The sequence below is a fragment of the Intrasporangium mesophilum genome, assembly GCF_054783095.1.
Genome location: NZ_BAAGRF010000017.1, coordinates 54,493 through 77,194, shown reverse-complemented (window position 1 = coordinate 77,194; position 22,702 = coordinate 54,493). Strand labels below are relative to the sequence as shown.

At 71.0% G+C, this 22,702-nt stretch carries 16 protein-coding genes and 1 tRNA gene; 5 read left to right on the top strand and 12 right to left on the bottom strand.

The genetic code is table 11. The annotated features are described in order from the left end of the window. The first annotated feature begins 17 nt into the window (after positions 1–17). The gene (locus tag ACYVLP_RS16175) at positions 18–1,289 is read left to right on the top strand and encodes a nucleotide sugar dehydrogenase (protein WP_460628371.1); all 1,272 of its coding nucleotides are present in this window, start codon (positions 18–20) and stop codon (positions 1,287–1,289) included. A 12-nt stretch (positions 1,290–1,301) separates the two neighbouring features. Here the strand turns inward: ACYVLP_RS16175 and ACYVLP_RS16170 are convergent, their stop codons facing one another. Continuing rightward, positions 1,302–6,416: an Lhr family helicase gene (locus tag ACYVLP_RS16170; RefSeq protein WP_460628370.1), complete on the bottom strand. Its 5,115-nt coding sequence runs from the start codon at positions 6,414–6,416 to the stop codon at positions 1,302–1,304. Between the two features lie 242 nt (positions 6,417–6,658). Between ACYVLP_RS16170 and ACYVLP_RS16165 the strand changes: the two genes are divergently transcribed. After that, positions 6,659–7,288: a hypothetical protein gene (locus ACYVLP_RS16165; RefSeq protein WP_460628369.1), complete on the top strand. Its 630-nt coding sequence runs from the start codon at positions 6,659–6,661 to the stop codon at positions 7,286–7,288. Positions 7,289–7,342: 54 nt separating this feature from the next. Here the strand turns inward: ACYVLP_RS16165 and selB are convergent, their stop codons facing one another. The 4 genes from selB to ACYVLP_RS16145 all read right to left on the bottom strand — a co-directional run bounded on the left by selB (position 7,343) and on the right by ACYVLP_RS16145 (position 11,694). Further along, positions 7,343–9,127, bottom strand: coding sequence for a selenocysteine-specific translation elongation factor (gene selB, locus ACYVLP_RS16160; protein WP_460628368.1), 1,785 nt, complete (start codon positions 9,125–9,127; stop codon positions 7,343–7,345). Positions 9,128–9,129: 2 nt separating this feature from the next. After that, positions 9,130–10,422 carry an L-seryl-tRNA(Sec) selenium transferase gene (selA, locus tag ACYVLP_RS16155; protein WP_460628367.1) on the bottom strand — a complete coding sequence of 431 codons (1,293 nt, stop codon included), beginning with the start codon at positions 10,420–10,422 and terminating at the stop codon, positions 9,130–9,132. A gap of 37 nt (positions 10,423–10,459) precedes the next feature. After that, positions 10,460–10,555 (bottom strand) — tRNA-Sec (locus ACYVLP_RS16150). A 119-nt stretch (positions 10,556–10,674) separates the two neighbouring features. Further along, complete coding sequence (locus ACYVLP_RS16145; RefSeq protein WP_460628366.1) at positions 10,675–11,694, bottom strand: patatin-like phospholipase family protein; 1,020 nt, start codon at positions 11,692–11,694, stop codon at positions 10,675–10,677. Positions 11,695–11,986: 292 nt separating this feature from the next. On the opposite strand from ACYVLP_RS16145, the gene ACYVLP_RS16140 reads away from it, so the two are divergent. Then, positions 11,987–13,240 (top strand): M48 family metallopeptidase, encoded by a 1,254-nt coding sequence (locus tag ACYVLP_RS16140; RefSeq protein WP_460628365.1) that lies wholly within the window; start codon positions 11,987–11,989, stop codon positions 13,238–13,240. A gap of 32 nt (positions 13,241–13,272) precedes the next feature. Here the strand turns inward: ACYVLP_RS16140 and ACYVLP_RS16135 are convergent, their stop codons facing one another. Then, a complete protein-coding gene (locus tag ACYVLP_RS16135; RefSeq protein ID WP_460628364.1) occupies positions 13,273–15,243 on the bottom strand; it encodes a right-handed parallel beta-helix repeat-containing protein in 1,971 nt (656 codons plus the stop codon). Between the two features lie 220 nt (positions 15,244–15,463). Here ACYVLP_RS16135 and ACYVLP_RS16130 point away from each other — a divergent pair, with 220 nt between their 5' ends. After that, positions 15,464–15,991 (top strand): DivIVA domain-containing protein, encoded by a 528-nt coding sequence (locus ACYVLP_RS16130; RefSeq protein WP_460628363.1) that lies wholly within the window; start codon positions 15,464–15,466, stop codon positions 15,989–15,991. Between the two features lie 37 nt (positions 15,992–16,028). Here the strand turns inward: ACYVLP_RS16130 and ACYVLP_RS16125 are convergent, their stop codons facing one another. Further along, positions 16,029–16,862 carry an AraC family transcriptional regulator gene (locus tag ACYVLP_RS16125; protein WP_460628362.1) on the bottom strand — a complete coding sequence of 278 codons (834 nt, stop codon included), beginning with the start codon at positions 16,860–16,862 and terminating at the stop codon, positions 16,029–16,031. Positions 16,863–17,079: 217 nt separating this feature from the next. Here ACYVLP_RS16125 and ACYVLP_RS16120 point away from each other — a divergent pair, with 217 nt between their 5' ends. Continuing rightward, entirely contained in the window at positions 17,080–17,856 is a 777-nt protein-coding gene (locus tag ACYVLP_RS16120) for a class I SAM-dependent methyltransferase (protein ID WP_460628361.1), read from the top strand. An 84-nt stretch (positions 17,857–17,940) separates the two neighbouring features. Here the strand turns inward: ACYVLP_RS16120 and ACYVLP_RS16115 are convergent, their stop codons facing one another. The 5 genes from ACYVLP_RS16115 to ACYVLP_RS16095 all read right to left on the bottom strand — a co-directional run bounded on the left by ACYVLP_RS16115 (position 17,941) and on the right by ACYVLP_RS16095 (position 22,701). Beyond that, the gene (locus ACYVLP_RS16115) at positions 17,941–18,600 is read right to left on the bottom strand and encodes a VOC family protein (protein WP_460628360.1); all 660 of its coding nucleotides are present in this window, start codon (positions 18,598–18,600) and stop codon (positions 17,941–17,943) included. An 83-nt stretch (positions 18,601–18,683) separates the two neighbouring features. Beyond that, on the bottom strand, positions 18,684–20,387 hold the full coding sequence (locus tag ACYVLP_RS16110; RefSeq protein WP_460628359.1) for a sialidase family protein: 1,704 nt from the start codon (positions 20,385–20,387) through the stop codon (positions 18,684–18,686). A 246-nt stretch (positions 20,388–20,633) separates the two neighbouring features. Beyond that, a complete protein-coding gene (locus ACYVLP_RS16105) occupies positions 20,634–21,305 on the bottom strand; it encodes a Type 1 glutamine amidotransferase-like domain-containing protein (protein ID WP_460628409.1) in 672 nt (223 codons plus the stop codon). Positions 21,306–21,338: 33 nt separating this feature from the next. Next, a complete protein-coding gene (locus ACYVLP_RS16100) occupies positions 21,339–22,184 on the bottom strand; it encodes an SGNH/GDSL hydrolase family protein (protein WP_460628358.1) in 846 nt (281 codons plus the stop codon). Positions 22,185–22,314: 130 nt separating this feature from the next. After that, positions 22,315–22,701 carry a hypothetical protein gene (locus ACYVLP_RS16095; RefSeq protein ID WP_460628357.1) on the bottom strand — a complete coding sequence of 129 codons (387 nt, stop codon included), beginning with the start codon at positions 22,699–22,701 and terminating at the stop codon, positions 22,315–22,317. Position 22,702: the final 1 nt, after the last annotated feature.

Genomic DNA, 22,702 nt, shown 5'->3' with positions numbered 1-22,702 from the left:
CTGTAGTGGGGGAGAACATGATTCGCCGCAGATATGACGCTGTGGTCGTCGGGCTGGGGTACGTCGGTATGCCGCTCGCCGAGGCAGCCGTCCACGCCGGGTTGCGCGTGGCGGGGCTCGATACCAACGCTGCCGTCGTCACGTCGCTGGGCGCCGGCAGATCGCACGTCGACGACCTCTCCGACGAGGACGTCATGAAGATGCTCAATGCGGGCTTCGAGCCGACGACCGACGCGAACGTCCTCGCGGACACCGCAGCGGTCATGCTCTGTGTCCCGACGCCGCTCAGCTCGGAAGGCGGGCCGGACCTCACCGCGGTCCGCGCGGCGGTCGCGGCGCTCGCCGAACACCTGCAGCCGGGCACCCTCGTCGTGCTCGAGTCCACGACGTACCCGGGGACCACCGACGAGGTGGTGCGCCCGATCCTCGAGGTCGGTGGCCTCAAGGCCGGCGTCGACTTCAACCTCGCCTTCTCGCCCGAGCGCGTGGACCCCGGCAACCCGATCTACGGCATCCGGAACACGCCGAAGGTCGTCGGCGGGCACACGCCGGCCTGCACCGAGGCGGCCTGCGACTTCTACTCGCTCTTCGTCGACACCGTCGTGCCGACCCGCGGGACCCGCGAGGCCGAGACCGCCAAGCTGCTCGAGAACACCTACCGCCACATCAACATCGCCCTCGTCAACGAGATGGCGCGGTTCTGCCACGACCTCGACATCGACCTGTGGGAGGTCATCGCCGCGGCGAGGACGAAGCCCTTCGGCTTCCAGGCGTTCTATCCCGGTCCGGGCGTCGGCGGCCACTGCATCCCGATCGACCCGAACTACCTGTCGCACAACGTCCGGACCCGGCTCGGCTACCCGTTCCGGTTCGTGGAGCTCGCGCAGGAGATCAACGCGGCGATGCCGTCCTACGTCGTGCGCCGCATGCAGGACGCTCTCAACACCGACGGCAAGGCGCTGCGCGGCTCACGCATCCTGCTGCTCGGGGTGACCTACAAGGCGAACATCGCCGACCAGCGCGAGTCACCCGCCGTGCCGCTCGGCCGCAAGCTCATCGAGAACGGCGCGCACCTGTCGTTCCACGACCCTCTCATCGCCCGCTGGGATGCCCTCGGCGAGCGCGTGACGGCAGTGACGGACCTCGACGCAGCCGTGGCCGAGGCCGACCTCGTCGCGCTGCTCCAGCATCACCGGGCCTACGACGTCGACGCGCTGGCCGAGCGGTCGCGGCGATTCCTCGACACCCGGGGTGCGGTCACGCCACGCGAGCGCGTCGAACGCCTCTGAGGCCACCCACCCTCAGCGGCGCAGCCGGAGCCCGCGCGGGGTCATGTGGAAGCCGGCCTGCGAGAGTGCCTGCACCAGAGGGTGTTTCGAGCCCAGGATGGCTGCTCCGTCTGCCTTCTCGACGGTGAGGCGACCCAAGGCGCCCTCGCGGACGGCCAACGCCAGCGCGTCTGCCGCGGCCTGCAGCGCGTCGGGGTCATCGGACCAGCAGAGCATCGTCTTGCCGCCGCGCTCGACGTAGAGCACGAGGTCTCCGTCGACGAGCACGACCAGCGCACCGGCCTTGCGCGCCGGCTGGTGGCCCTTGGGGCGGCTGTCTTCGGGGTCGACGACTCCGCGCTCCGGCCAGCGGATCGCGGCGCCGTAGGGGTTCGCCGGGTCGCTCGCCGCGAGCACGAGCGTCGGGGGTCCGGACCGCTCGTCGCGCCGGGCCGGTCGCCGGTCCCGCCCGGCAGACCACGCAGGTATGCCGCCGGGCCCCGTCCGCGCGGACGCCCACTCGTCCCGCTCGAAGGGGTCGACCCGCCCACCGACAGCACCGGCGTTGCCGGCGTCGGAACCGCCGGGCGTGCCGTCAACCGCTTGACCAGAGACACCGGCCGGGCCACCGCCGGGGAGTCGCGACATCGACCTGAGCCGGTCGACCGCACCGGTCGAGGCGAACTGCGAGGCGCCGAGCCCCTCGACGAAGTAGCCACGGCGGACCTTGCCCGCCTCCTCCGCGGCAGCCAGCACGCGGTAGATCGCGGCGAAGCCGCCCGGCACGTCCTCGCTGACGACCGAGCCACGGGTCAGCACGCCGTAGCGGTCGAGCAGGAGCTCGGCGCTGGTCACCGCACGCACGGTCGGGTCGGTCTCCGCCTGCGGAAGAGCCGTCCACCGGCCGACGCCGGTCGGCGGGCCGGACCCGGCAGCCCGCCCGGCCTGCATCGCGCGCGCGGATGCCACCGTCTCCGCAGCGGCAAGCTGGTCCGGTGTCACGCCCGGCGGCACCCCCTCCGGCGAACCCGCCGCACCTGCCGACGCGCCCGAGAGGCCGGCCGATCCCGGCGAGCCCTGTGAGCCCAGCGAGGAGCCTGCCAACGAGCCCCGCAGCGAGCCGAAGCGGCCGAGCGAACCGCGGCGGCCGGCATACCTCGTCGCGCGGGGACCGGCCGTCGACCGCTTGTGGGCGGTGCGGCCTCCGGCCAGGAGCGCGCGCAGCGGTGCGATCGTGTCGTTCGTGACGCGACCCGACCACAGCAGCGTCCACAGTGCATCGTTGAGCTCGGTGTCGGCGAGGCCCGTGCGGTCGGCCAGGGCACGGAAGAAGTAGGCGCCACCGCCCGCGAGTGCGTCGAGCACGACGTGCTCGGCCTGGCCAGGCTCGGTGTCATCAGGTGGCGTCAACGTCAGCGGTGCGGTGTCGGACAGGTGCAGGCTGACCCACCCGTCGTCGCCCGGCAGAGACCCGTGGCCCCGCCAGACGACCTCGCCCGAGCTCATCACCTCGTCGAGCAGCGCCGGACGGTAGTCGACGACGCGCGTCGGCAGCACCAGGGTCTCCAGGGCGCTCGCCGGGACGATGGCACCCGTGAGCTGCTCGATCGCCCGCAACAGACCCTCACGCCCTCGCAGCCCGCCACCCACGCCCTGCCACTGCGGGAGGAACCGGGCCAGGTCGGACTGGGAGACGGGCTCGACCTCGTGACGCAGCGCCGCCAAAGAGCGGCGGCGGAGCAGGCGCAGCACCTCGGCGTCGCAGAACTCCGGGCCGTGCCCACCGCCGCTCTCGGTGGGCAGCAGCTCGCCCTCGACCACTCGCCCCACGGACACGAGCCGGCGCAGGGCGTCGTGCGCGACCGATGGACCGACACCCCACCAGGCGGCGACCGTGTGGACCGTGAAGGGGCCATGGGTGCGAGCGAAGCGTGCGACCAGGTCGCCGAGCGGGTCGGGCACCGGCTCCAAGAAGGCCTGCGGCACCCCGACGGGCAGCGCCGTGCCGAGGGCGTCGCGCAGTCTCGCGGCGTCCTCGATGGCTGCCCATCTGTCGTCCCCGGCGATGCGCACGGCGATCACCCGTCGCGCCGCGTCGAGCTCCTTCAACGCCGCCTCGACGTCCGCCGGGTCAAACCCCTGCGCCACCCGCGCAAGGATGTCCGTCGATGACAGCGGCCCGAGCACGCGAAGCAGGTCGGCGAGGTCTTCGGCGTCGCGCGCGCCCCGCTCGGGGGTGAGCCGCTGCAGCTCGGCCTCGGTGCGCGCCACGGCCTCGGGGTCGAGCAGGTCGCGCAGCGCGAGCGCCTCACCTTGACCGAGCAGCTCGGAGAGCAGGGACGGGTCGAGGGCGAGAGCTGCCGCGCGCCGCTCCGCGAGGGGGGAGTCGCCTTCGTAGAGGTATTGGGCGACGTAGCCGAACACGAGCGACTTCGCGAACGGGCTGGGCTGCGACGACTCGACGTCGACGACCTTGACCGCGCGAGAGCGGATCTCGGTCATGAGCGCGACGAGGCCGGGCACGTCGAAGACGTCCTGGACGCACTCGCGCACCGCCTCGAGCACGATCGGGAACGAGGGGTACTGGCTTGCGACCTGGAGCAGCTGGGCCGCTCGCTGGCGCTGCTGCCACAGCGGCTGCCGGCGGTCGGGGCGGCGACGCGGAAGCAGCAGCGCTCGGGCGGCGCACTCACGGAACCGCGCTGCGAACAGAGCGGATCCGCCGATCTCCTGTGTGACGAGCTCGTTGACCTCTTCAGGCTCCAGCGTGACCAGCTCGAGCAGCTGCTGTCCTACCCCGGAGCTGGCAGGGCCGCGACCGCCGGCTGCGCCACCCGAGCCGGCCGGGCCGTCGTCGTCGAACTCGAGGTCGGGCAGCCGGAAGACGATGCCGTCGTCGCCGTGCATCGCCTGGACGTCGACGCCGAACCGCTCCCGCATCCGGGCCGCCACGCACAAGGCCCACGGGGCGTGCACCTGCCCGCCGAACGGCGAGAGCACCGCGACCCGCCAGTCGCCGATCTCGTCGCGGAAGCGCTCGACGACGATGGTGCGGTCGTCGGGCACGTGACGCGTCGCCTCGCGCTGCTCACCGAGGTAGCCGATGAGGTTGTCGGCTGCCCACTCGTCGAGGCCCGCGGCACGCACGCGGTCGCGCGCGCGCTCAGGCCCGAGGCCCACGATCTCGCGCACGAACGCGCCGACCGCACGCCCGAGCTCGGCCGGGCGGCCCTGCTGGTCGCCCTTCCAGAACGGCAGCCGGCCGGCCTGACCGGGCGCAGGCGTGACGAGCACGCGGTCGTGGGTGATGTCCTCGATGCGCCAGGACGACGTGCCGAGCGTGAACACGTCGCCGACCCGCGACTCGTAGACCATCTCCTCGTCGAGCTCGCCGACCCGGCGACCGGGGCCGTCCCCGGAGGCGAGGAACACGGCATACAGCCCGCGGTCGGGGATCGTGCCACCGCTCGTCACCGCCAGCCGCTGCGCCCCGCGACGCCCGGTCAACGTGTCGGTGACGCGGTCCCACACGATCCGCGGGCGCAGCTCGGCGAACTCGTCGCTCGGATAGCGGCCGGAGAGCATGTCGAGGGTCGCCTCGAGGACCGAGCGCGGCAGCGACGCGAAGCTGGCCGACCGGCGGACCAGCGACTCGAGCTCGCCGACCGTCCAGTCGTCCATGGAACACATCGCCACGATGTGCTGGGCGAGGACGTCGACCGGGTTGGCGGGGACGCGCAGGCTCTCGATGGCCCCGTCGCGCATCCGCTCGACCACAACGGCGGTCTGGACGAGGTCGCCGCGGAACTTCGGGAACAGCACGCCCTGGCTGACCGCGCCAACCTGGTGTCCTGCGCGTCCGACCCGCTGGAGTCCGCTGGCGACGCTCGGCGGGCTCTCGACCTGGATGACGAGGTCGACCGCGCCCATGTCGATGCCGAGCTCGAGGCTGCTCGTGGCCACGACGGCCGGCAGGCGCCCGGCCTTGAGGTCCTCCTCGATGGCAGCCCGATGCTCCTTGCTCACCGACCCGTGGTGGGCGCGGGCGAGGACAGCGGGTGCGCCGCGACTCGCGCCGGACTGGGCCATGACCTGCGCAGGGGTATGCCGCCCCGGCAGCCCGCGCGACGTTGTCGCCTCGCTCAGAGTCGGGGAGCCGCCGGGCGCGGAGGGCTCGGGCAGCTCGGCCGCCTCGGCGAGGCGGTCCTCCCAGATCTCGTTGAGCCGGGCGGTCAGGCGCTCGGCGAGCCGGCGGGAGTTGGCGAACACCAAGGTGGAGCGGTGGTCCGCGATGAGGTCGACGATCCGCTCCTCGACGTGCGGCCAGATGCTCGCCTGTGGGGCGTTGCCGGCCGCGGGGCCGGACAGGTCGGGCACCCCGGGAGCGATCTCGACCGGGGAGCCCGCGAGCTCGGCCATGTCGGGCACCGGGACGACGACGTCGAGGTCCCACTCCTTCGTCGACGGCGGCTGGACGACCTCGATGGGACGGCCACCGGCGAGATAGCGGCCGACCTCCTCGACGGGGCGGACCGTCGCCGACAGGCCCACCCGCTGAGCCGGCTGCTCCAGCAGTGCGTCGAGCCGGTCGAGGCTGAGCGCGAGGTGCGCACCGCGCTTGGTGCCGGCCACCGCGTGAACCTCGTCGACGATGACCGTCTCGACCCCGCGCAGCGCCTCACGGACGGAGGAGGTCAGCATGAGGAAGAGCGACTCGGGCGTCGTGATGAGGATGTCGGTCGGCGTGCGGGCGAAGGCGCGACGCTCGTTCGCCGGGGTGTCGCCAGAACGGACCGTGACGCCGATGTCGGGCACCGGCAGGCCCATCCGCGTGGCGGCATGGCCGATGCCGACCAGCGGCGCCCGGAGGTTGCGCTCGACGTCGACGGCGAGGGCCTTCATCGGCGAGACATACAGCACTCGGCACCGCGACAACCGGTCCTCGGGGACCGGCTCGGTGGCGATCCGGTCGATCGCCCAGAGGAAGGCCGAGAGCGTCTTGCCCGACCCCGTCGGCGCGACGACGACACAGTGGTGGCCGGACGAGATCGCCTCCCACGCGCCCTGCTGGGCGGCGGTGGGCGCACTGAAGCTGCTCCGGAACCACGAAGCGGTCGAGGGAGAGAAGCGGTCCAGCACGTCTGCCATCACGCTCAGCCTGCCATCACGCACCGACACTGCGACAAGGCCTGCGACACGGGCTGCGACACGGGCTGCCACACGGGCTCCTACACGGACTGCGACACGGGCTGCGACACGGGCTGCGACACGGGCTGTGACAAAGGACAGGTGCCGGATCGTGACCTCGTTGGGTCCCAGGTCCTGCGCCGCCCCTCTAGCATTCGGGCGGCGCACAGATCACGCCCAGACTCGACCCAGACGAGGCACCGATGCATGACCCCCAGTCCGAGACCACGTCCGAAGCCTCCAGCGAGGCGGCGGGCAACACCCCGTCGTCCGGCAGCTCGACATCGTCACCGACGGCTGTGCCGATGGCGCCCGCCCTGCCGCCACCGACCGGACGTCCGGTCGTCGCGGAGACGTACCAGTGGCCGCGTCCGGCGGCGGCGCCGATGGCTCCCGTGCCTCCCCCCGCGGTGGCGGGCCAGCGCACGGACACCTACCGCGGGCTGGCCATCGCCGGCTTCGCGCTCTCGGTCCTTGCCGTCATCGGGGTGCTGCTCCTCGGCCTCGGCTTCCTCGATCGAGGGTCATTCACCCCGTCGATGGCCGACTCCGTGTCGTCCCAGCCCGATGATGCGAGCAGCATGCCTGTCGGTCCGCTGACCGGCACCGTCCCTGTGGCAGCGGGCAAGTCGCTGCCCGGCGACGACCTCGCCAACGCCGTCGAGCAGCGGCTCGACGACGGGTCGAGCGACATCACGATGGACTGCCCGAAGACGCGCAAGGTCGCCCAGGGGGTCGTGACGGTCTGCCACGGTCAGATCGACGACGAGGACTGGGCAGTGGTCGTCTACTTCGAGGACGAGCTCGGCACCTTCACGCTCAACCTGCTCTGACACCGCCGGTCTGCGTGCCCCTCTGCCCGACTCAGCGTCCGCGTCGGCCCGCGCTCAGCGGCATACCTCGCGGTGCGAACCGTCGAGCCTGCGGGTCCAGCCCCGGGCGTCCAGATGCTCGAGCAGGGGGATGACCGTTCGGCGCGTCGAGTCGAGGGCGACCCGCGCCTCGCTCGTCGTGAACGGCTGACGAAGCGAGGCGAGCACGCGCATCGCGTGGGCGGGGGCGCTGGGCTGGAGCAGCACGTCCTCGGGCAGCCGCACGAGACGTCCGGCCCGGACGGCCGCGGCGATCTCTCGCGGACCCAGTCCTGCGGCATCGAGCTCCTTCTGCTCCGGCGAGGCGAACGGGTGATCGGCCAGGCGTCGCTCGATGCCGCGAAGTCCGAGCTCCGCCCGCTCTCCCAGCGCGGCGCCCTGCCCTTTGAGACCGACACTGCCGTTCCGCAGCTCGAGCCCGGCCGCACCCGCCAGCTCCGGGAGCATCGCGCGGTCGGGGACCCCGACGGCGGCGCGCGCCGCTTCGAGGGTCATCGTCGGGTCCAGTGGCTCGCCGCTCGCCCGGGCCTCCACGGCAGCGCGAAGGTCGGTCGTCCAGCGCGACCACGCGGAGTCGGCAACCAGCCAACGACCCTGTCGTGCAACGGTTTCCGCGGGCCGATCGCCGCCGGGGACGAGGATCCCCAGCGCTTCGGCCTCGGCGACCGTCATCGCGTCCCGGCGCTCCACCTCCGCCGCCAGATCGGCTATGCCGCTCATCGCCGACACGTCGACCGCTCGCCGCGACGCGGCGCCGCGGCGGGTCAGCCGGGGAGGGTCAGCGTCGACGACCAGTGCTCCAGCGATGCGGCGCGTGCCTGGGTCGCGCAGGATCAGTCGGTCACCCGCGGCGATGGGTAGCGGCGACGGGAGGGTGAGGCGAGCGGCCTCTGTGCCGAGCGCCCGCAGCCGCGCCTCGACTGCCACGGTGCCCGCGTGCACCATGACGTGGGCGGGCAGCCGGTCATCGGCAGGTGTGAGCCGCAGGTCGAGTGTCGTGGTGAGGTGCCAGGCGTCGGGCGTCAGGAGGAGGTCGCCACGACGGACCTCGTCGACAGAGATGCCGCGCAGGTTGACGGCGACGCGAGCTGTCGCCAAGACCGAGTCCTTCGGCTGCTCCAGGCTCTGGAGCCCGCGCACCACGGCTGCGTGGCTTCGGCCTCCGGCACGATGCACGACGACCTCGTCGCCCACCCGGACTGCGCCCTGTCCGAGGGTGCCCGTCACGACCGTCCCACTCCCCCGCACCGAGAACGAGCGGTCGACCCAGAGCCGCATCCGGTGCTCGGTGTCGGCCCGTGGCAGCGCGGTGACGAGGCGGTCCAGGGCCGAGCGAAGCTCCTCGAGCCCGGCGCCCGTCCGCGCCGAGACGGCGACACTCTCGGCGCCCGCCATCGACGACCTGGCCGTCCGTGCCATCGCCTCGGAGAGCGTGCCTCGGGGGTCGGCGAGGTCAGCGCGTGTGACGACGACGAGCCCGTGGCGCAGGCCCAGCGCGTCGACCGCGGCGAGGTGCTCGCTCGACTGTGGCATCCAGCCCTCGTCGGCGGCGACGACGAAGACGACGGCCGGGGCGGGTCCGAGCCCCGCGAGCATGTTGCCGATGAAGCGCTCGTGGCCGGGCACGTCGACGAAGGCGATGTCCTCGCCCGAGGGCAGCGTCGTCCATGCGTAGCCCAGGTCGATCGTGAGCCCACGGCGGCGCTCCTGCTCCCACCGGTCCGGCTCGATCCCGGTCAGCGCGCGGACGAGCGTCGACTTGCCGTGGTCGACGTGGCCGGCGGTGGCGACGACGTACACCCTCAGCCCAGCCCCGACAGGGCGGTGCGGACGGCATACTCGACGTCGCCGTCCGAGTCGCTCGGCACGCACCTCAGGTCGACGAGACACTGGCCGCCCTCGATGCGCGCGACGACCGTCGGGTCGCCGGTGCGCAGCAGCTCGGCACAGCGCTCGGGCAGCGCCACCGCCCACCCGGGCAACTGGACGCCGGGCGCACCGCCGCCGCCCACGCGCCCGTCCACCGCAACCACCGGCATACCGACCGCGTCCGCGAGTCGCTCTGTGCGAGAACGGAGCTCGCCCTCCGATGCGTGGAGGTAGCCCTGCACGGGTGGTGCCGGACCCCGCAGGGTCGCCTCCAGGGCCGCGAGCGTCAGCTTGTCGACACGAAGGGCGCGCGCCAGCGGGTGCCGGCGCAGACGCTCAACGACGTCGGCATCGCCGAGCGCGAGTCCCGCCTGCGGGCCGCCGAGCAGCTTGTCCCCGCTGGCCGTCACCACAGAGGCGCCCTCGCGAAGGGTCGTGGCGGCGTCGGGCTCGTCGGGCAGCAGCGGGTCGGGGGCCAGGAGACCGCTGCCGATGTCCACGACGACGGGCACGCCGAGCCCGGCCAGGTCGCGAACGGACGCCGAGCTGGTGAAGCCTTCGACACGGAAGTTGCTGGGGTGCACCTTGAGGATGCAGCCGGTGTCGGGGCCGATGGCGGCGGCGTAGTCGGAGACGGTCGTGCGGTTCGTCGTGCCGACCTCGCGCAGGTGCGCACCGGTCGAGGCGATGAGGTCCGGGAGCCGGAACCCGTCACCGATCTCGACCATCTCGCCCCGGCTGACGACCACGTCTCGGCCCGCGGCGAGGCACGTCGTCGCGAGCACGAGAGCGGCGGCGCCGTTGTTGACGACGAGCGCGCCTCCGGCCTCCGGCACGGCAGCACGCAAGGCTGCGAGCGCGCCTCGGCCGCGGCGAGCGCGGGCGCCCGTGACCACGTCGTACTCGACGTCGACATACCGCGCAGCCGCGACCATCGCCTCGATCGCTCCGTCCGACAAGGGCGCCCGGCCGATGTTCGTGTGCACGACGACCCCGGTGACGTTGATGACCGGCCGCAGCGTGGTCGCGCGCCGGGGCAGCGAGGCCCTCGCCTCCGAGACGACGTCGCCAGGGGCGATCTCGCCCGCTCGCGCACGTTCCTGAGCAGCGCGGACCACCGCCTTGACCGCCGCGACACCGTGGCGTTCGACGGCCGCCGCGACGGTCGGGTCCGAGAGCACGGCGTCGGTGCGCGGGATCCGGCGCCGAGGGTCGGTCTGGGTCACGGCGTCCTCCAGTCGCACGATCGGGCCGGGAGTCAGTTGGCGGAGGTGGACGGGAATCGAACCCGCCAGACCGAGATCCTCGGTCTCACCGGTTTTGAAGACCGGGGGGACCACCAGGTGCCCAGACACCTCCACGCTCACCGTACCCACCACCGGTCACACCGACAGCGACCACCCGCGCCACGGCGTTCCTCGGGTGACAGCCGCGCTCGCTCCCGCGCACACGCTGCAGTCATCGGTGGTCCGCCGGCGTCAGCGCCAGAACTCGGCGAGCCGCTCGGCAAGGGCTCGCCCTTGCTCGTAGCCTCCTCGCGCGGCCTGCAGACGAGTCGACGGATCCAGGGCGTTTGCGTCGAACACGTCCCCCGCGCCGCCGTCCGGAAAGACGGTCTCGACCCTGCTGCCCCACCTGCGCAGCTCTTCGACCTGGGTTGCCAGATCCATGCCCCACTCCGGCGGCATGCGCGACCTGCCGCCGAACGGTGACAACACCAACACGCAGCCGAATCCAGCCGCCAGGTCCGCATTCTCGCTGCGTCGATAGCCGCCGTTGAGGTATCGCTTCTCGCCGATGCGGTAGGGCGTCATCGCCGAGGTGCTCGCCGCGACGGCGTCCACCAGGTCGACTCCGCTGCTGCGGTCGAACACCACCGGATCCCCGGTATCCGCGTCGACAGCGGTGATGAGCACCGGCTGCCGCGGCCAGTCGTGCCTGGGGAGCCGCGACGCGACGATGTCGCGCCAGCGCGTCCCGGCAGAGCCGTCGGAAGAGTCCCGCTCGATCGCCGCGGCGCCCATCCTCCGCCGCATGTCCGAGGCGTCCTGAGCGGAACCGATGATCCCGTTCGACCACTCCAGGTAGCTCGGTCCCGAGACGCTGGGAGCCCGTCCCCGGTCCGAGCCGGCGCCGGCAGTCCGTGGCTGGGGCACCTCGGCGAGGATGGCGGCATACAGCTCGGCGGGGCGTGTCCCGCTGGTGACCTGGGCGGCCACCGTCGACCCTGCCGAGGTCCCGACGATGAGATCGGCCTCCGTCACATCGACCCCGGCGTCGGACAGCCCTGCGATGAGACCGAGCTCCCACGCGTTGCCGGCCGCTCCGCCGCCGGCGAGGACCAAGGCCCGCCCGTCCCGGCTGCCCGCCTGGCTGGTGGCGTCGACCTGCTGGTCAGGCGCCGGCCAGTTCCCGCGCTGTGGGGTTCGCGTCACCGCCCCGCCATCGGACGTGGTCGTCGAGCTGGTGCGCGGCGTCGAAGAAGGTGTGTTCGTCATAGGAGTCGCCTTTCGCGAGGTGCGGGGTGGGCGCTCCCGGTCGCGACTACCTCGGTCGCGCGATCGTGGACTGCAGGGGAGCACCCGCTGTGGATACTGCGTACATGGGTCTCACCTCCTGCCGACGATCACGATCACCGGAACGCTAGCAGGCCGGTGACGCGGCGCGCAGGGTAGTTTCGACGCCCGACAATGGGCCAGGTGGCGGCTTGTTGAGGACCGCGGGCCAGGTTGGCCGCGACGAGTGCGCACGTGGTCGACTGTCGCGATGCGAGAAGGGACGGCGCCGGCCATGACCTCGACCTCCTGGGCGGTGGTGGCGATGGCCGCGCTCGGCGTCGCTGTAACCGTCGCGACGGTGGCGGTGGTGCCCTGGCGGGTGCCCAGGCCGAGCCGCGCCGACCAGGCGGCGGCGCTGCGCGACGTTCCGGCCGACATCGTCATCAGAGGGCGGGCGCTGCACGCAGCGCTGCGCCCCAGCTCGTACGCCTCCCTGTCGCTCGGACTGGCGGTGCCCCTGCTGCTCGGGCTGACCCCGGCCGGCGCCCGGATCGTCACCTGGGCGGCACAGCCGTTCGGCGGGCACTGGCTGGCCCAGGCACTCCTCGGCGGGCTGGTCATCCTGATGGTGCTCTGGTTGGTCTCACTGCCTTTCAGCGCCTGGCGCCACATCGTGCTGCGTGACTTCGGGCTGTCCACCCAGGGCTGGGGTGGCTGGGCGGTCGACCTCCTCAAGGGCTGCGCCGTCGGAGCGGTGACCAGCGGGGTGGTGCTCGCCGGGTTCTACACGCTGACCCACGTCGCGCCCGACTGGTGGTGGGCGTTCGGTGCGATAGGTGCCGCAGCGCTGGTGGTCGTCCTGGCTTTCGTCTTCCCGCTCCTGGTCGAGCCGGTCTTCAACTCGTTCACCCCGATGCCGGCGGGGCCACTGCGTGACGAGCTGGTCACCATGGCCGCTCGCGACGGTATGCCGGTGCGTGACGTGCTGGTCGCCGACGCGTCGCGACGCACCACCGGGCTGAACGCGTATGTCTCCGGGCTCGGGGCGACGCGGCGGATCGTGGTCTACGACACGCTGCTGCGTGAGGCACCGCCAGGACAGGTACGCAGTGTCGTCGCCCACGAGCTGGGCCACGCCCGGGACCGTGACCCCGAGCTGGGCGCGCTGCTCGGCGCGCTCGGCGCCGCCGCGGCGGTCGTGGCGCTCTACCTCTTGGGTCAGTGGGGAGCCCTGCTGGCCCGAGCCGGCGTCAGCTCCATCGGATCGCCGACGGCGATCGGCCTGGTGCTCGCCGTGGGCGCGGTGGCCGGCCTGGTCGGGGGTCCGTTAGAGAACCTGGTCTCCCGTCGGGTCGAGGCACGCGCCGACCAGCATGCGCTGCGGCTGACCGGTGACTCCGCCGAGTTCGCGGCGATGCAGCTGCGCCTCGCGGAGACCAACATCGCCGATGTTCACCCGCCCCGGATCGAGTACCTGCTGTTCGCCACTCACCCCGATACCGTCGAGCGCCTGGCCGCGGCGCGGGAGCCGACTGGCGCTCCCTGACCCCAGCCGCTGCCCGCGAAGCTCCCGGACGCTCACCAGAGGCGAGTGCGCGAGCTGCCGGCCGACAACGTGCCGATCGGGCCGGCGGGGTAGGTCGCGTCCGGGTCCTTGCGCGCCCCGAGGAGGTCCCGGTCGATCGTGACGGGTGAGCCGTCGCGCTCCTCGAAGTCGGCATCGACGAAACGGACCCTCGGCAGGTCGGCTCCGGTGACGACACCGACCTGCAGCCCGTCGAACGAGGTTGGGAGGTCGGCCTCGAGCCAGACCGCGTCGCCCTCCTCGACGACCGCGAAGGTCGCCGACTCGAGTCGGAGCGAAGCGTCCTCTGCGGCATACGCTTCGGCGCCACCGGCATACGCGTTGTGGCGGATGTAGACGGGCTGGGGCACGCCGGGGAAGCGGTCGTGGTCGCCCGGGGGCTGGGCGTCGATGAGCGCGAGGTAGTCCTCGAAGGTCGATGGGTGGCCGTCGTAGCCGGAGGTCCCGACCCCGGCGCCGCCGTGGGTGTGGGCGTCCGGGCCGTATGCCGTCTCGACGTCACCGCCGGCGAACACGTTGCCGATCCAGCGGTCGTCAGCGCCGTAGATGACGGCGTAGCCGGCGACCTGCGTGCTGTGGGGACGGTGGTAGGGGGTGGCGCGGTCCATGACCCGGATCAGCCCGAGGGTGCCGCACACGAGGTTGCCGACATAGGCACCACCCTGGCTGAAGGACTCGATCGACACCGGGGAGGCGAGGACGTTGTGGTCGACGACGTAGGGTCCGTGGCTCACCTCGACGAAGAGATCGCGCGAGTTGCCGTAGAGGACGTTGCGCGCGACCCGGGCGCCCTGGGTCTGCCAGTCGAGCCAGATCCCGAGGGAGCAGGAGTGGATGCGGTTGTGAGTGATCTCGACGTCGATGGCCGCGTGCAGCTTGATGCCGGCGATCTCGTGCCCGTAGAACTCCCGCTTCAGGGCGATGTCGTGGATGTGGTTGTCCTCGATCGTGGAGAACACACAGCCGAGATGGCCTGCGATGGCGCACTGCCCGCAGTCGTAGATCGTGTTGCGGCGGATGACGTGAGAGCCGATGTGCTCCTTGTCCCAGCCGATCTGGCGGGCGGAGAAGACAGACTCGAGCTGGTACTGGTACCCGGGCTTGTCGCCCCGGAAGGTGTAGTTGTTGTTGCCGGTCGACGCCTCCTTGCCGATGGAGACGGCGACGCACTTGGCATCGTGGATGAGGTTGTCCTCGATGACCCAGCCCTTGGCCCAGTTCGGCCCGATGAGTCCGGGCTGGTCCGCCGTCGGAGGCGCCCACGGAGTCGCGGCCTGGCACAGCTCGAAGCCACGGACGGTGATGTAGTCGATGTGGTGCTCGGTGGGGTAGAAGACGGACCGACGGACGTTGATCTCGACGAGCCGCGCGTTGGGGTCGGCTCCCTGGAAGTTCGCCCAGACGGTGGTCGCGTCGCGACCGACCTGCGCATGCCAGACGTATGCCGTCTGGTCGGGGTCGCGGACCGGCACCGGTCGCGTGGTCCAGTCGTCGACGATCTCGTCGCGGCGGGCTGCCGTCGCCACCTCGTCCGGGCTGCCGACCTCGTAGAAGCTGCGTCCGTCGAGGTAGACGTCGCCCAGGTGCTTGCGCTGGCCGGCTTCGATCGGCCGCACGACCCAGTCGCCAACGATCTCCTCGGCGAACGGGTTGAAGGAGCCGAAGAGCTCGTTCGGCACCTCGACACGCCAGACCGTTCCCTCGGTGCGCTCCCAGCCGGTCACCCGCTCCGAGCCCTTGACGACGACGCGCTCGCCGCCGGCAGCCTCGTAGGTGATCCGACGAGAGTCGCTGAGACCACCACGAGCCGGGCGGACCCACTCGCGGTACTCACCCTCGTGGACGACGACCCGGTCGCCGGGGCGGGCCAGCTCGGCAGCGCGGCCGATCGTGCGGAACGGGCTGGAGTCAGATCCGTCCGCTTCGTCGGAGCCGGTGGTGGCGACGTGCAGCACGCTGGTCACGGCGCTGTCCTCTCGGTGGGGCTTGCGTGGGGCGCCCGGGTTGTGCCGGTCGACGGGCTCGAACGGTGCGCGTTGACGACACTACGCAGATTGCATCCGGACACGCTGGATTGGCGCCACCTGGGTTTGCTCATCGCTCTCCGGGGTGTCGGGTGATGACGCCCGGCTCCGCCCGCCGACGTCCTCACCCAGGCTCCCGACCCTCCCTCATCATGGATACATGCTGACTTCGAGTGACGTCCTGAACCACAGCTTCACATCGACGTCCTTCCGGCGGGGGTACGACGAGTTCGAGGTCGACGAGTTCCTCGACGAGCTGGTCGAAACCCTGCGCTACTACGAACGCGGCGGACAGCCCCCACGGGAAGTGCCGGCATCCCACGTCCTGCCAGATCCGGAGGCACTGGAATCTCCGACTCCCTCGGACCCAGAGACGCTGGGATCCGCGACCCCCTCAGACCCAGAGACGCTGGAATCCCCGGCCCCCTCAGATCCAGGAGCGACGCAAGGCCCGGCAGCGACAGGTCAGCGGACGTCAGAGGACCAACGATCCTCGGACCCGGAGCCGCTGGAACCCGCGACCGCTTCAGACCCGGAGCCGCTGGAACCCGCGGCGTCGCCGGTCCCTGACGGGACGGAGACCACCGCACCATCAGCCCTACCGGTCATGGTCTCTCCGACGTCTCGCAAGTACATCGAACGAGCACAGCGGGCCAGCCGCTGGCTGCGCGAAGACCCGCTGCCCTGAGCCGCGTCGTCGCGGTCCTCGGGTCACGGCTCTCCTCTCAGGGCCCGGCGCGCTCACCGAGTCGCCATTGCTGCGGGGTCGTTCCGTGGCGGTCCCGAAAGCGGCGCACGAGGTAGCTCGCGTCTCGAAGACCGGTCCGCTCGGCGATCACGGCGAGCGTCAGGTCGGTCTCCCGAAGCATGCGCCTGACCTCGGTCATTCGCCGTTCGGTGATCCAGTCGAGAACGGGGCGGCCGGTGCGCTCACGAACCACGGTGGTCAGGTGTCCGGGCGTGTACCCGAGCGCGCGGGCAACGTCTCCGGCAGAGACCGGCTCGCGAAACGTGGCCTCGATCTGGTTGAACACGCGCTCGACGAGCGGGTCGGGCGCGCGCGTCGAAGCCGGCGACGCCAGACGTGCGGTGGCTACCAGGATCCTGGTGAGCAGCCCGGCCGCTGCCTCCCTCGCGCCGAGGCGCCCCGGGTCTGCCAGCTCCTCGGCCAGGTCCGTCAGCCACGCCGACCAGCGTGCCCGCTCCGGTTCGGCGACCTGGCCGCCTTCGACCCCCGGCGCGAACATGGCGAGCAACGGATGGTGAGCCCAGGCGAGCGGAGACAGGGCGGCGAGGTCAGGCACCGCGTCCGGTGTGAACGCGACCGACCAGCCCCAGCACCGGGCCAGCTCGTCGATGGCCGAGATGCCGATGGTCTGCCCGGGCGGCACCGCATAGACCTGTCCGGCGCAGAGCCGGCGCTCCGCGCCGTCGAGGGTGAACGACCCGGTGCCCTGTTCTATGTAGACCAGGACGAGGAAGTCGTGGGCGTGCCGGTGACCCGGGGGGAGGCCCGTGTGCGCCTCCGTGTCGAAGCGGATCACCGACGCCGATGGCACGCCAGGGCGATGCTCGTATCGGTAGACCGGGGTTCCGTCCGGACGCACCGCACGCAGGCGCGCGGGAACCGAAGGCGAAGGTCTGACCGAAGAATGTGCCATGGTGTGCGACCTCTGTGCTGTCCTGGAACGGAAGAACGTCGAACACTGGAATGAAGCAAGACAGGTCTACCACGATCACTGATCTCACCAACACCGCACACACCTGGGGGCACCCGTGACGACAACCAAGACCACCGTCCGCATCCTCGACCAGCGCACCCCGGATGAGCGAGACCGCCCGTTCCTGCCGGGCATGGGCAAGACCTGGCTCCTGCCCCTGTATGACGTGTTCACCCGGACGGCAGGCGTCCACGCGCTGCACGTGCGCGCGGTCGAGCTCGCGGGCATCGCCCCCGCCGACGCGGTCGTCGATGTGGGCTGCGGGACCGGAAACCTGTCGCTCGCAGTGCTCGCGGCCGAACCGGACGCGGTGGTCACCGGTCTCGATCCCGACGCGGCTGCACTCCACAGGGCCGCGCGCAAGGCCCGGCGCCGCGGCATACCCCTCACGCTGGTCCAGGGGTATGCCGACCACCTGCCGGCAGAGGACGCCACCCTGGACCACGTGGTCTCGTCCCTGGCACTGCACCACGTCGACGACGACAGTCGCGTCGCGTTCGCCCGGGATGCCCTGCGTGTCCTTCGGCCGGGCGGCAGGGTCACCATCGTCGATATCGGTGGTCCGGCGGCTAGCGCCGAGGGCGGCCACGACCACGGCCATGACAGTGGCCGTGACGATGGCCATGGCAGCGGCCACAGTCCCGCCCATGCCCTGCGGCACCTGCCCAGGCTGCTGCGGTCCCGTCTGGCCAGGAACCCCGTGGTCGCGCGCAACTTCGGCGACGGGATCGTCGCGCTCCTGGCCGAGGCCGGTTTCGAGGACGCTCGCGAGGTCGAGCACGTGGACCACCGCTTCGGACCGGTCACCTTCGTTCAGGCGACCCGCCCATAGACCCGGACGACCGCCTGCGCACCACTGCGTGACGTGACGGACCGGTCAGCATCGGTTCACGGACGAGGCCGCGGACCGGTGTTCTCAGCCGGCCGGCCTGGGGTCGCGCCCCTGCCACGTGCAGACGCACGCTTCGTTGCCTTCTGGGTCCGCCAGGATCCAGAAGGCCGGGGCGCGCTCGGCGGAGACCAGCCGCCCACCGGCTTCGAGCGCCCGCTCGATCCGGCCGGCAGCTTCGTCATGGGCAACGGTGACGTCGATGTGGATGCGGTTGCGTTGCGGTCTCGGCTCGTCCATCTGCTGGAACCACACCGCCGGACCGAGGCGCCGGCGGTCCTGGAGGTCGTCCGCGGCGATGGTGTCCCAACCGAGCACGGCCTCCCAGAACGGGCGAACCGCCTCTATGTCGAGTGCATCGATCGCGATCTCCAGCACCGTCAGGGCGTTGGGGTCGCAGGAGAGACCCATCTCCTGAACGACGGTCTCGATGGCCCGTCCGAGCATGACGTCGGCCTCGGTGACACCGCCGCCCGCACGCGTCGAGAGGACGACGTGGACGAGGTTGCCGCGCACATCCAGGTCAGGTGAGCTGCCCAGGCCGGCCGAGAGCCGGCCCACCCGGGCGACGAGCTCGAAGGCGGTGGCAACGTTCGGCGTGCGCACCGAGAGGTGCATGCGCTGGAGCAGGAGTCTCCAGCCAGGCAGGGCCTCAGAGGCGGCCTGACGGCTCAGCTTGTCGGTCACGGCCCCAGCGTATGGGCGACGACGGCATACTCGGCCCTGCGGGCGCCCGGGGCAGCTCGAGCGCCACACAGGACCAATAGGTGTCAGCGGAGGCTGACCGCCTGGGAGTACACGTCCTGGTTCGGTGTCCCCACGCCCGGGTTGCCGCGGAAGTCGGTCCACGTCGGGTGGGCGACCAGGTCACTGCCCATGGCGATGGCCGTGTTGTCGCCGATGAACTCGCCCTGGAGCACCTCCCCTGACACCGCCCCGATGCCGACGAACTGGACCTGCGGGTTGCTCGTCTGCGTGGTGACTCGCGCCGTTCCCGAGTTCCTCAGGTTGCCGATGCCCGTCCCACTGCTCATCCCGACATCGAGGCCGATTCCGTTCGGGTCGTACTTGCGGGTGTAGTAGGACACGGCCAGACGCCCGTTGTGGGCCGCCACCGCTGGGAAGACCTCGTCCTGGGGCGAGCCGAGGGTGAATGGCGCCTGCCACTGCACGCCGTTGCCGGAGGTCGAGACGAGGACGTCACCGTTGGTCCGCACCGAGGCGCCGGAGGCGTTGTAGATGCCGTTCCGGTCATCGGCCCAGGTGACGTAGAGACGGTTGTTCGTCCGGTCGATCGCCAGAGACGGGAAGCTGTTGATCCGGAAGTTCTCGCCGGTCAGGCTCATGTCACCGATGTCGCCGTTGAATGGGAAGTCGAAGTCCGCCGCCACCTGAGTGTTGACGAAGGTCGCGCCCCCGTTGGTCGACTTGGCGACGACGATCGCGTCGTGGTCGGTCGGCTGGTCGCACGCGAGGGTCTGGCACACGGAGCCCTCATAGGCGACGTAGAGCGCACCGTCCGAGCCCACGAGCGGGAACGAACCCTGGTCGTAGGGCGTGATTCCTCCGGTGCTGAATGCCGGCGTGACCGTGGTCCGGGGACTCCAGCTGACACCGCCGTCGACGGACTTCGACATGACGATCGGGTTGTCCGCGGGGCCGTACCGGGTCCAGGTCACATAGACCGCACCAGAACGCTGGTCGACGCCGATCCACTCCTTGTCGTTGAAGATGGGGGTGGGGCTTGGGTTGCCGTTGGCGTCGACGCCGTCGAGCTGCACGATGGATGGCTCGCTCCAGGTCAGACCGCCGTCGTGCGAGACGTTGACGGCGATGCCGTTGGCTTCATTGAGGCGGCTGAACACGATGTTCGCGTAGTAGACGGTGTTGTTCGGTCCGAAGGCGACCGCCGGGTCACCTGCGGCGTCCATCTGCGACAGCGCTCCGGTGGCTCCGGTCTGGAACGTCAGGTGGGGCAGCTGCACATTGGTCCACGTGTGGCCGGAGTCCGTGGTCGTGTAGGCCCACCCAGACGTGTCGTTCCGGTTCTCGCGGGAGTTGAAGACGCGGTAGTCGTTGGCACCCGCCACGAGGTTGCGCGGGTTGGCGGGGTTCACCGCGATCGTGGTCTCGTTCTGGGCCGCGGAACACCCCGTCTGGGAGCCGACCGGCACGACGGTGTCACCGACAATCGCGTCGACGTTCGGCGCGGGGTTGCCATACGGGTTCGGCTGACCCAAGAAGTCCTGGCACAACGCAGAGAGCCTGGGCTCGCCTGGGCCCTCCTTGTCATGGCCTCCATTCAGCAGCGGGTTGCGAGCCAGGGGGTGGGAGTGTTTGAGCTGCGGCGACGAATGGGCGTGACCGGCAGAGGCCGCCGTGGCGGACAACTCGGCCGAGAACGACGTGAAAGCGAAACCGACAAGGCTGAGGGTGGCCAGCGACGCCACCCTTCGCCGACTCTTCTTGTCCATGAGGCACCTCCGGGTTCCGTGACTATCCCTGGGCCTCCCCCATCCTTGGGACGGTACGCGGCCCCGATGGAGGCCGCAGGCGATTCGACAACACCCCGCCGACCACGCCTGAGGCGCTTGCGGGACCGATGTGACTGGCGTCAATCTCGTTTCATCAGGGCGGCGAAGCCCGACGTGAGCGAACCCGGACAGCGACGTATGCCGTCATGTGGGCCCCGTCGTTCGCTCGCGGTTCGCCTGGGCGGGCTACGAGGGGAACAGCCTCCAGTGCCCTTCGGAGACGACCTCGACCACGTCTTCGGTCACCTTGATCGCGGTCTCGTCGTCGATCGCATACGCCGGGCCGTTGATGTCGGCCGCCCACTTCTCCGCCTCGGCCTGGGTGTTGCCCGGCATGCCTTCGGGATTCACGTGCGGACAGATCGAGAAGTCGACGAACCCGAGCGTCTCGTCGCCCCCGCCAGGGGGCTTCCACCCGACGAAGTCCTCCCCGATCCGAGGGGTCATCACCATGCTTCCGGCGCTGAGCCCGACCCAGACCGTCTTGTCCAGCGCCGGCAGGAGATCCGCCAGGCCCGACTCGCGCATCCAGTGACAGAGGTACAGCGCGTCGCCGCCTGCCGCGAGCAGGACGTCCGCCTCTCGGACCCTGGGGACCCAGTGCTCCTCGTCGATGCTGGGCAGCGCAGTGAGCTCCAGCACGCCCACGGACTTCCACCCCAGGCCGGTCATCGGAAGGTGGGATCGTCCAGCGATGAATCGCCAGGCCCCCGCGCCTGGCCCGAGCTCGGGGTGTCCGTACTGCGCGGTGGGGATGCAGAGGGCGACGGAGTCCTCGATCGGCTTGCCCAGCAGGTCGACCAGCGCGTTCTGGATGCTCGGGTTCTTGACGCCCGCGGACGTGAGAAGAAGCCTCACCATGCCTCCTGCCTCGAGTGCGATGAACTATGCCTACCCGAGGGAGGAGACAATGAGGTCTGCGACGGCGGCCTGTTCGTTGGCGAACGGGTGGAACGCCTGGGCCCGAGTCACGTCCGCATGCTGGCCGTTGACCCATGGGTCGGCCGAGCACACGTCGTGGCCCTGGCTCGCCTGCCAGACGTCGATGTACTCGACGTGCTCCTGCGCGGCCGCCTCGCGCAGCGCCCACGTCAGGCGCTGGTTGACCTGGTTGCCGTAGCGGTAGTCACCGGTGGCCAGCGGCATGAGCGATGGGCACGCGCCCTGGCGCGGCAGAATCTCCGGGTAGCCCACGACGAGGACCCGGGCGTGCGGGGCGCGCTCCTTGATCGCGTCAATGACCCCGTGGATGCGCTGCTTGGTGATGGCGACAGCGGCGAGGAGGCGGTCCTGCCCATCGCTGCGCATGGCGTCCCGGCACGGTGCCCCGGTCGGGTCGCTCGGTGCCAGGGTCGGGCAGAAGCCGACGAGCGTGCCGAAGACCTGGAAGTCGTTGCCACCGATCCCCAGCGTGACCAGGTCGGTGTCGGGGGTGACCGCGTCGAGCTGTGCCGCGACGCCGGCCATCTGCGAGCCGAACATGTCCTTGGTCTGAGCTCCGCTGCAGCTCACGTCGACGAAGTCCGCGATGCTGAGGGTCCGGGCCACGACGTGGGCGTAGTTGTTCGTGGACCGGAAGCAGCCGTTGGCCGGGATGATGCTCGGCACGAGGGGAGCCGCCGTGTACGAATCACCCAGAGCGACATACCTCGTCACCGCTTGAGGTGCCGCGGTCGCGGACGCGCTCGCGGTCAGTACTGGCAGGAAGGCCGTGGCCAGGACTGCGACGAGCGCCATCCATCGAGGGAACCGGGCGCGACGGAACATTGATCCTCCACCTCGTTGTGGCAGCCCCGAGCAACCGGACCAGTCTGCATCGCGCGCTACCTCCGTGGCTGAATGCTGCCTGCGAAGTTTTCGGTGACGCTCAGCGGCCGCCCTTGGCGATGTAGTCCTGGCCCTCGTAGTGAAGTTCGAGCGTGTCGATCACGCCGTCGCGGTAGGTGAAGAACTCCGCGAAGCGCACGGTCCCGCCGGGCATCGTGGCGTCGTAGAGCACCGCGGAGCCGTGGTCGTCGTGGACCTCACGCACGATGTCGATCTGCTCGACGGTGGCGATGAACCCGGACACTCCGCGAAGGAAGCCGTCCGTCGAGTCGGGGCGATGTCCGGCGAGGGACCCGGTGAAGTCGAGGTGTTCCGAGAGCAACGGACGCAGGTCGTCCCCGTCGCCGTATGCCGTCGGTCCACTCGTGAGGATCTGGTAGTAGTTCTGCAGGACCCGGGGCGCATTTGTGGAGATGCTGCTCGACATG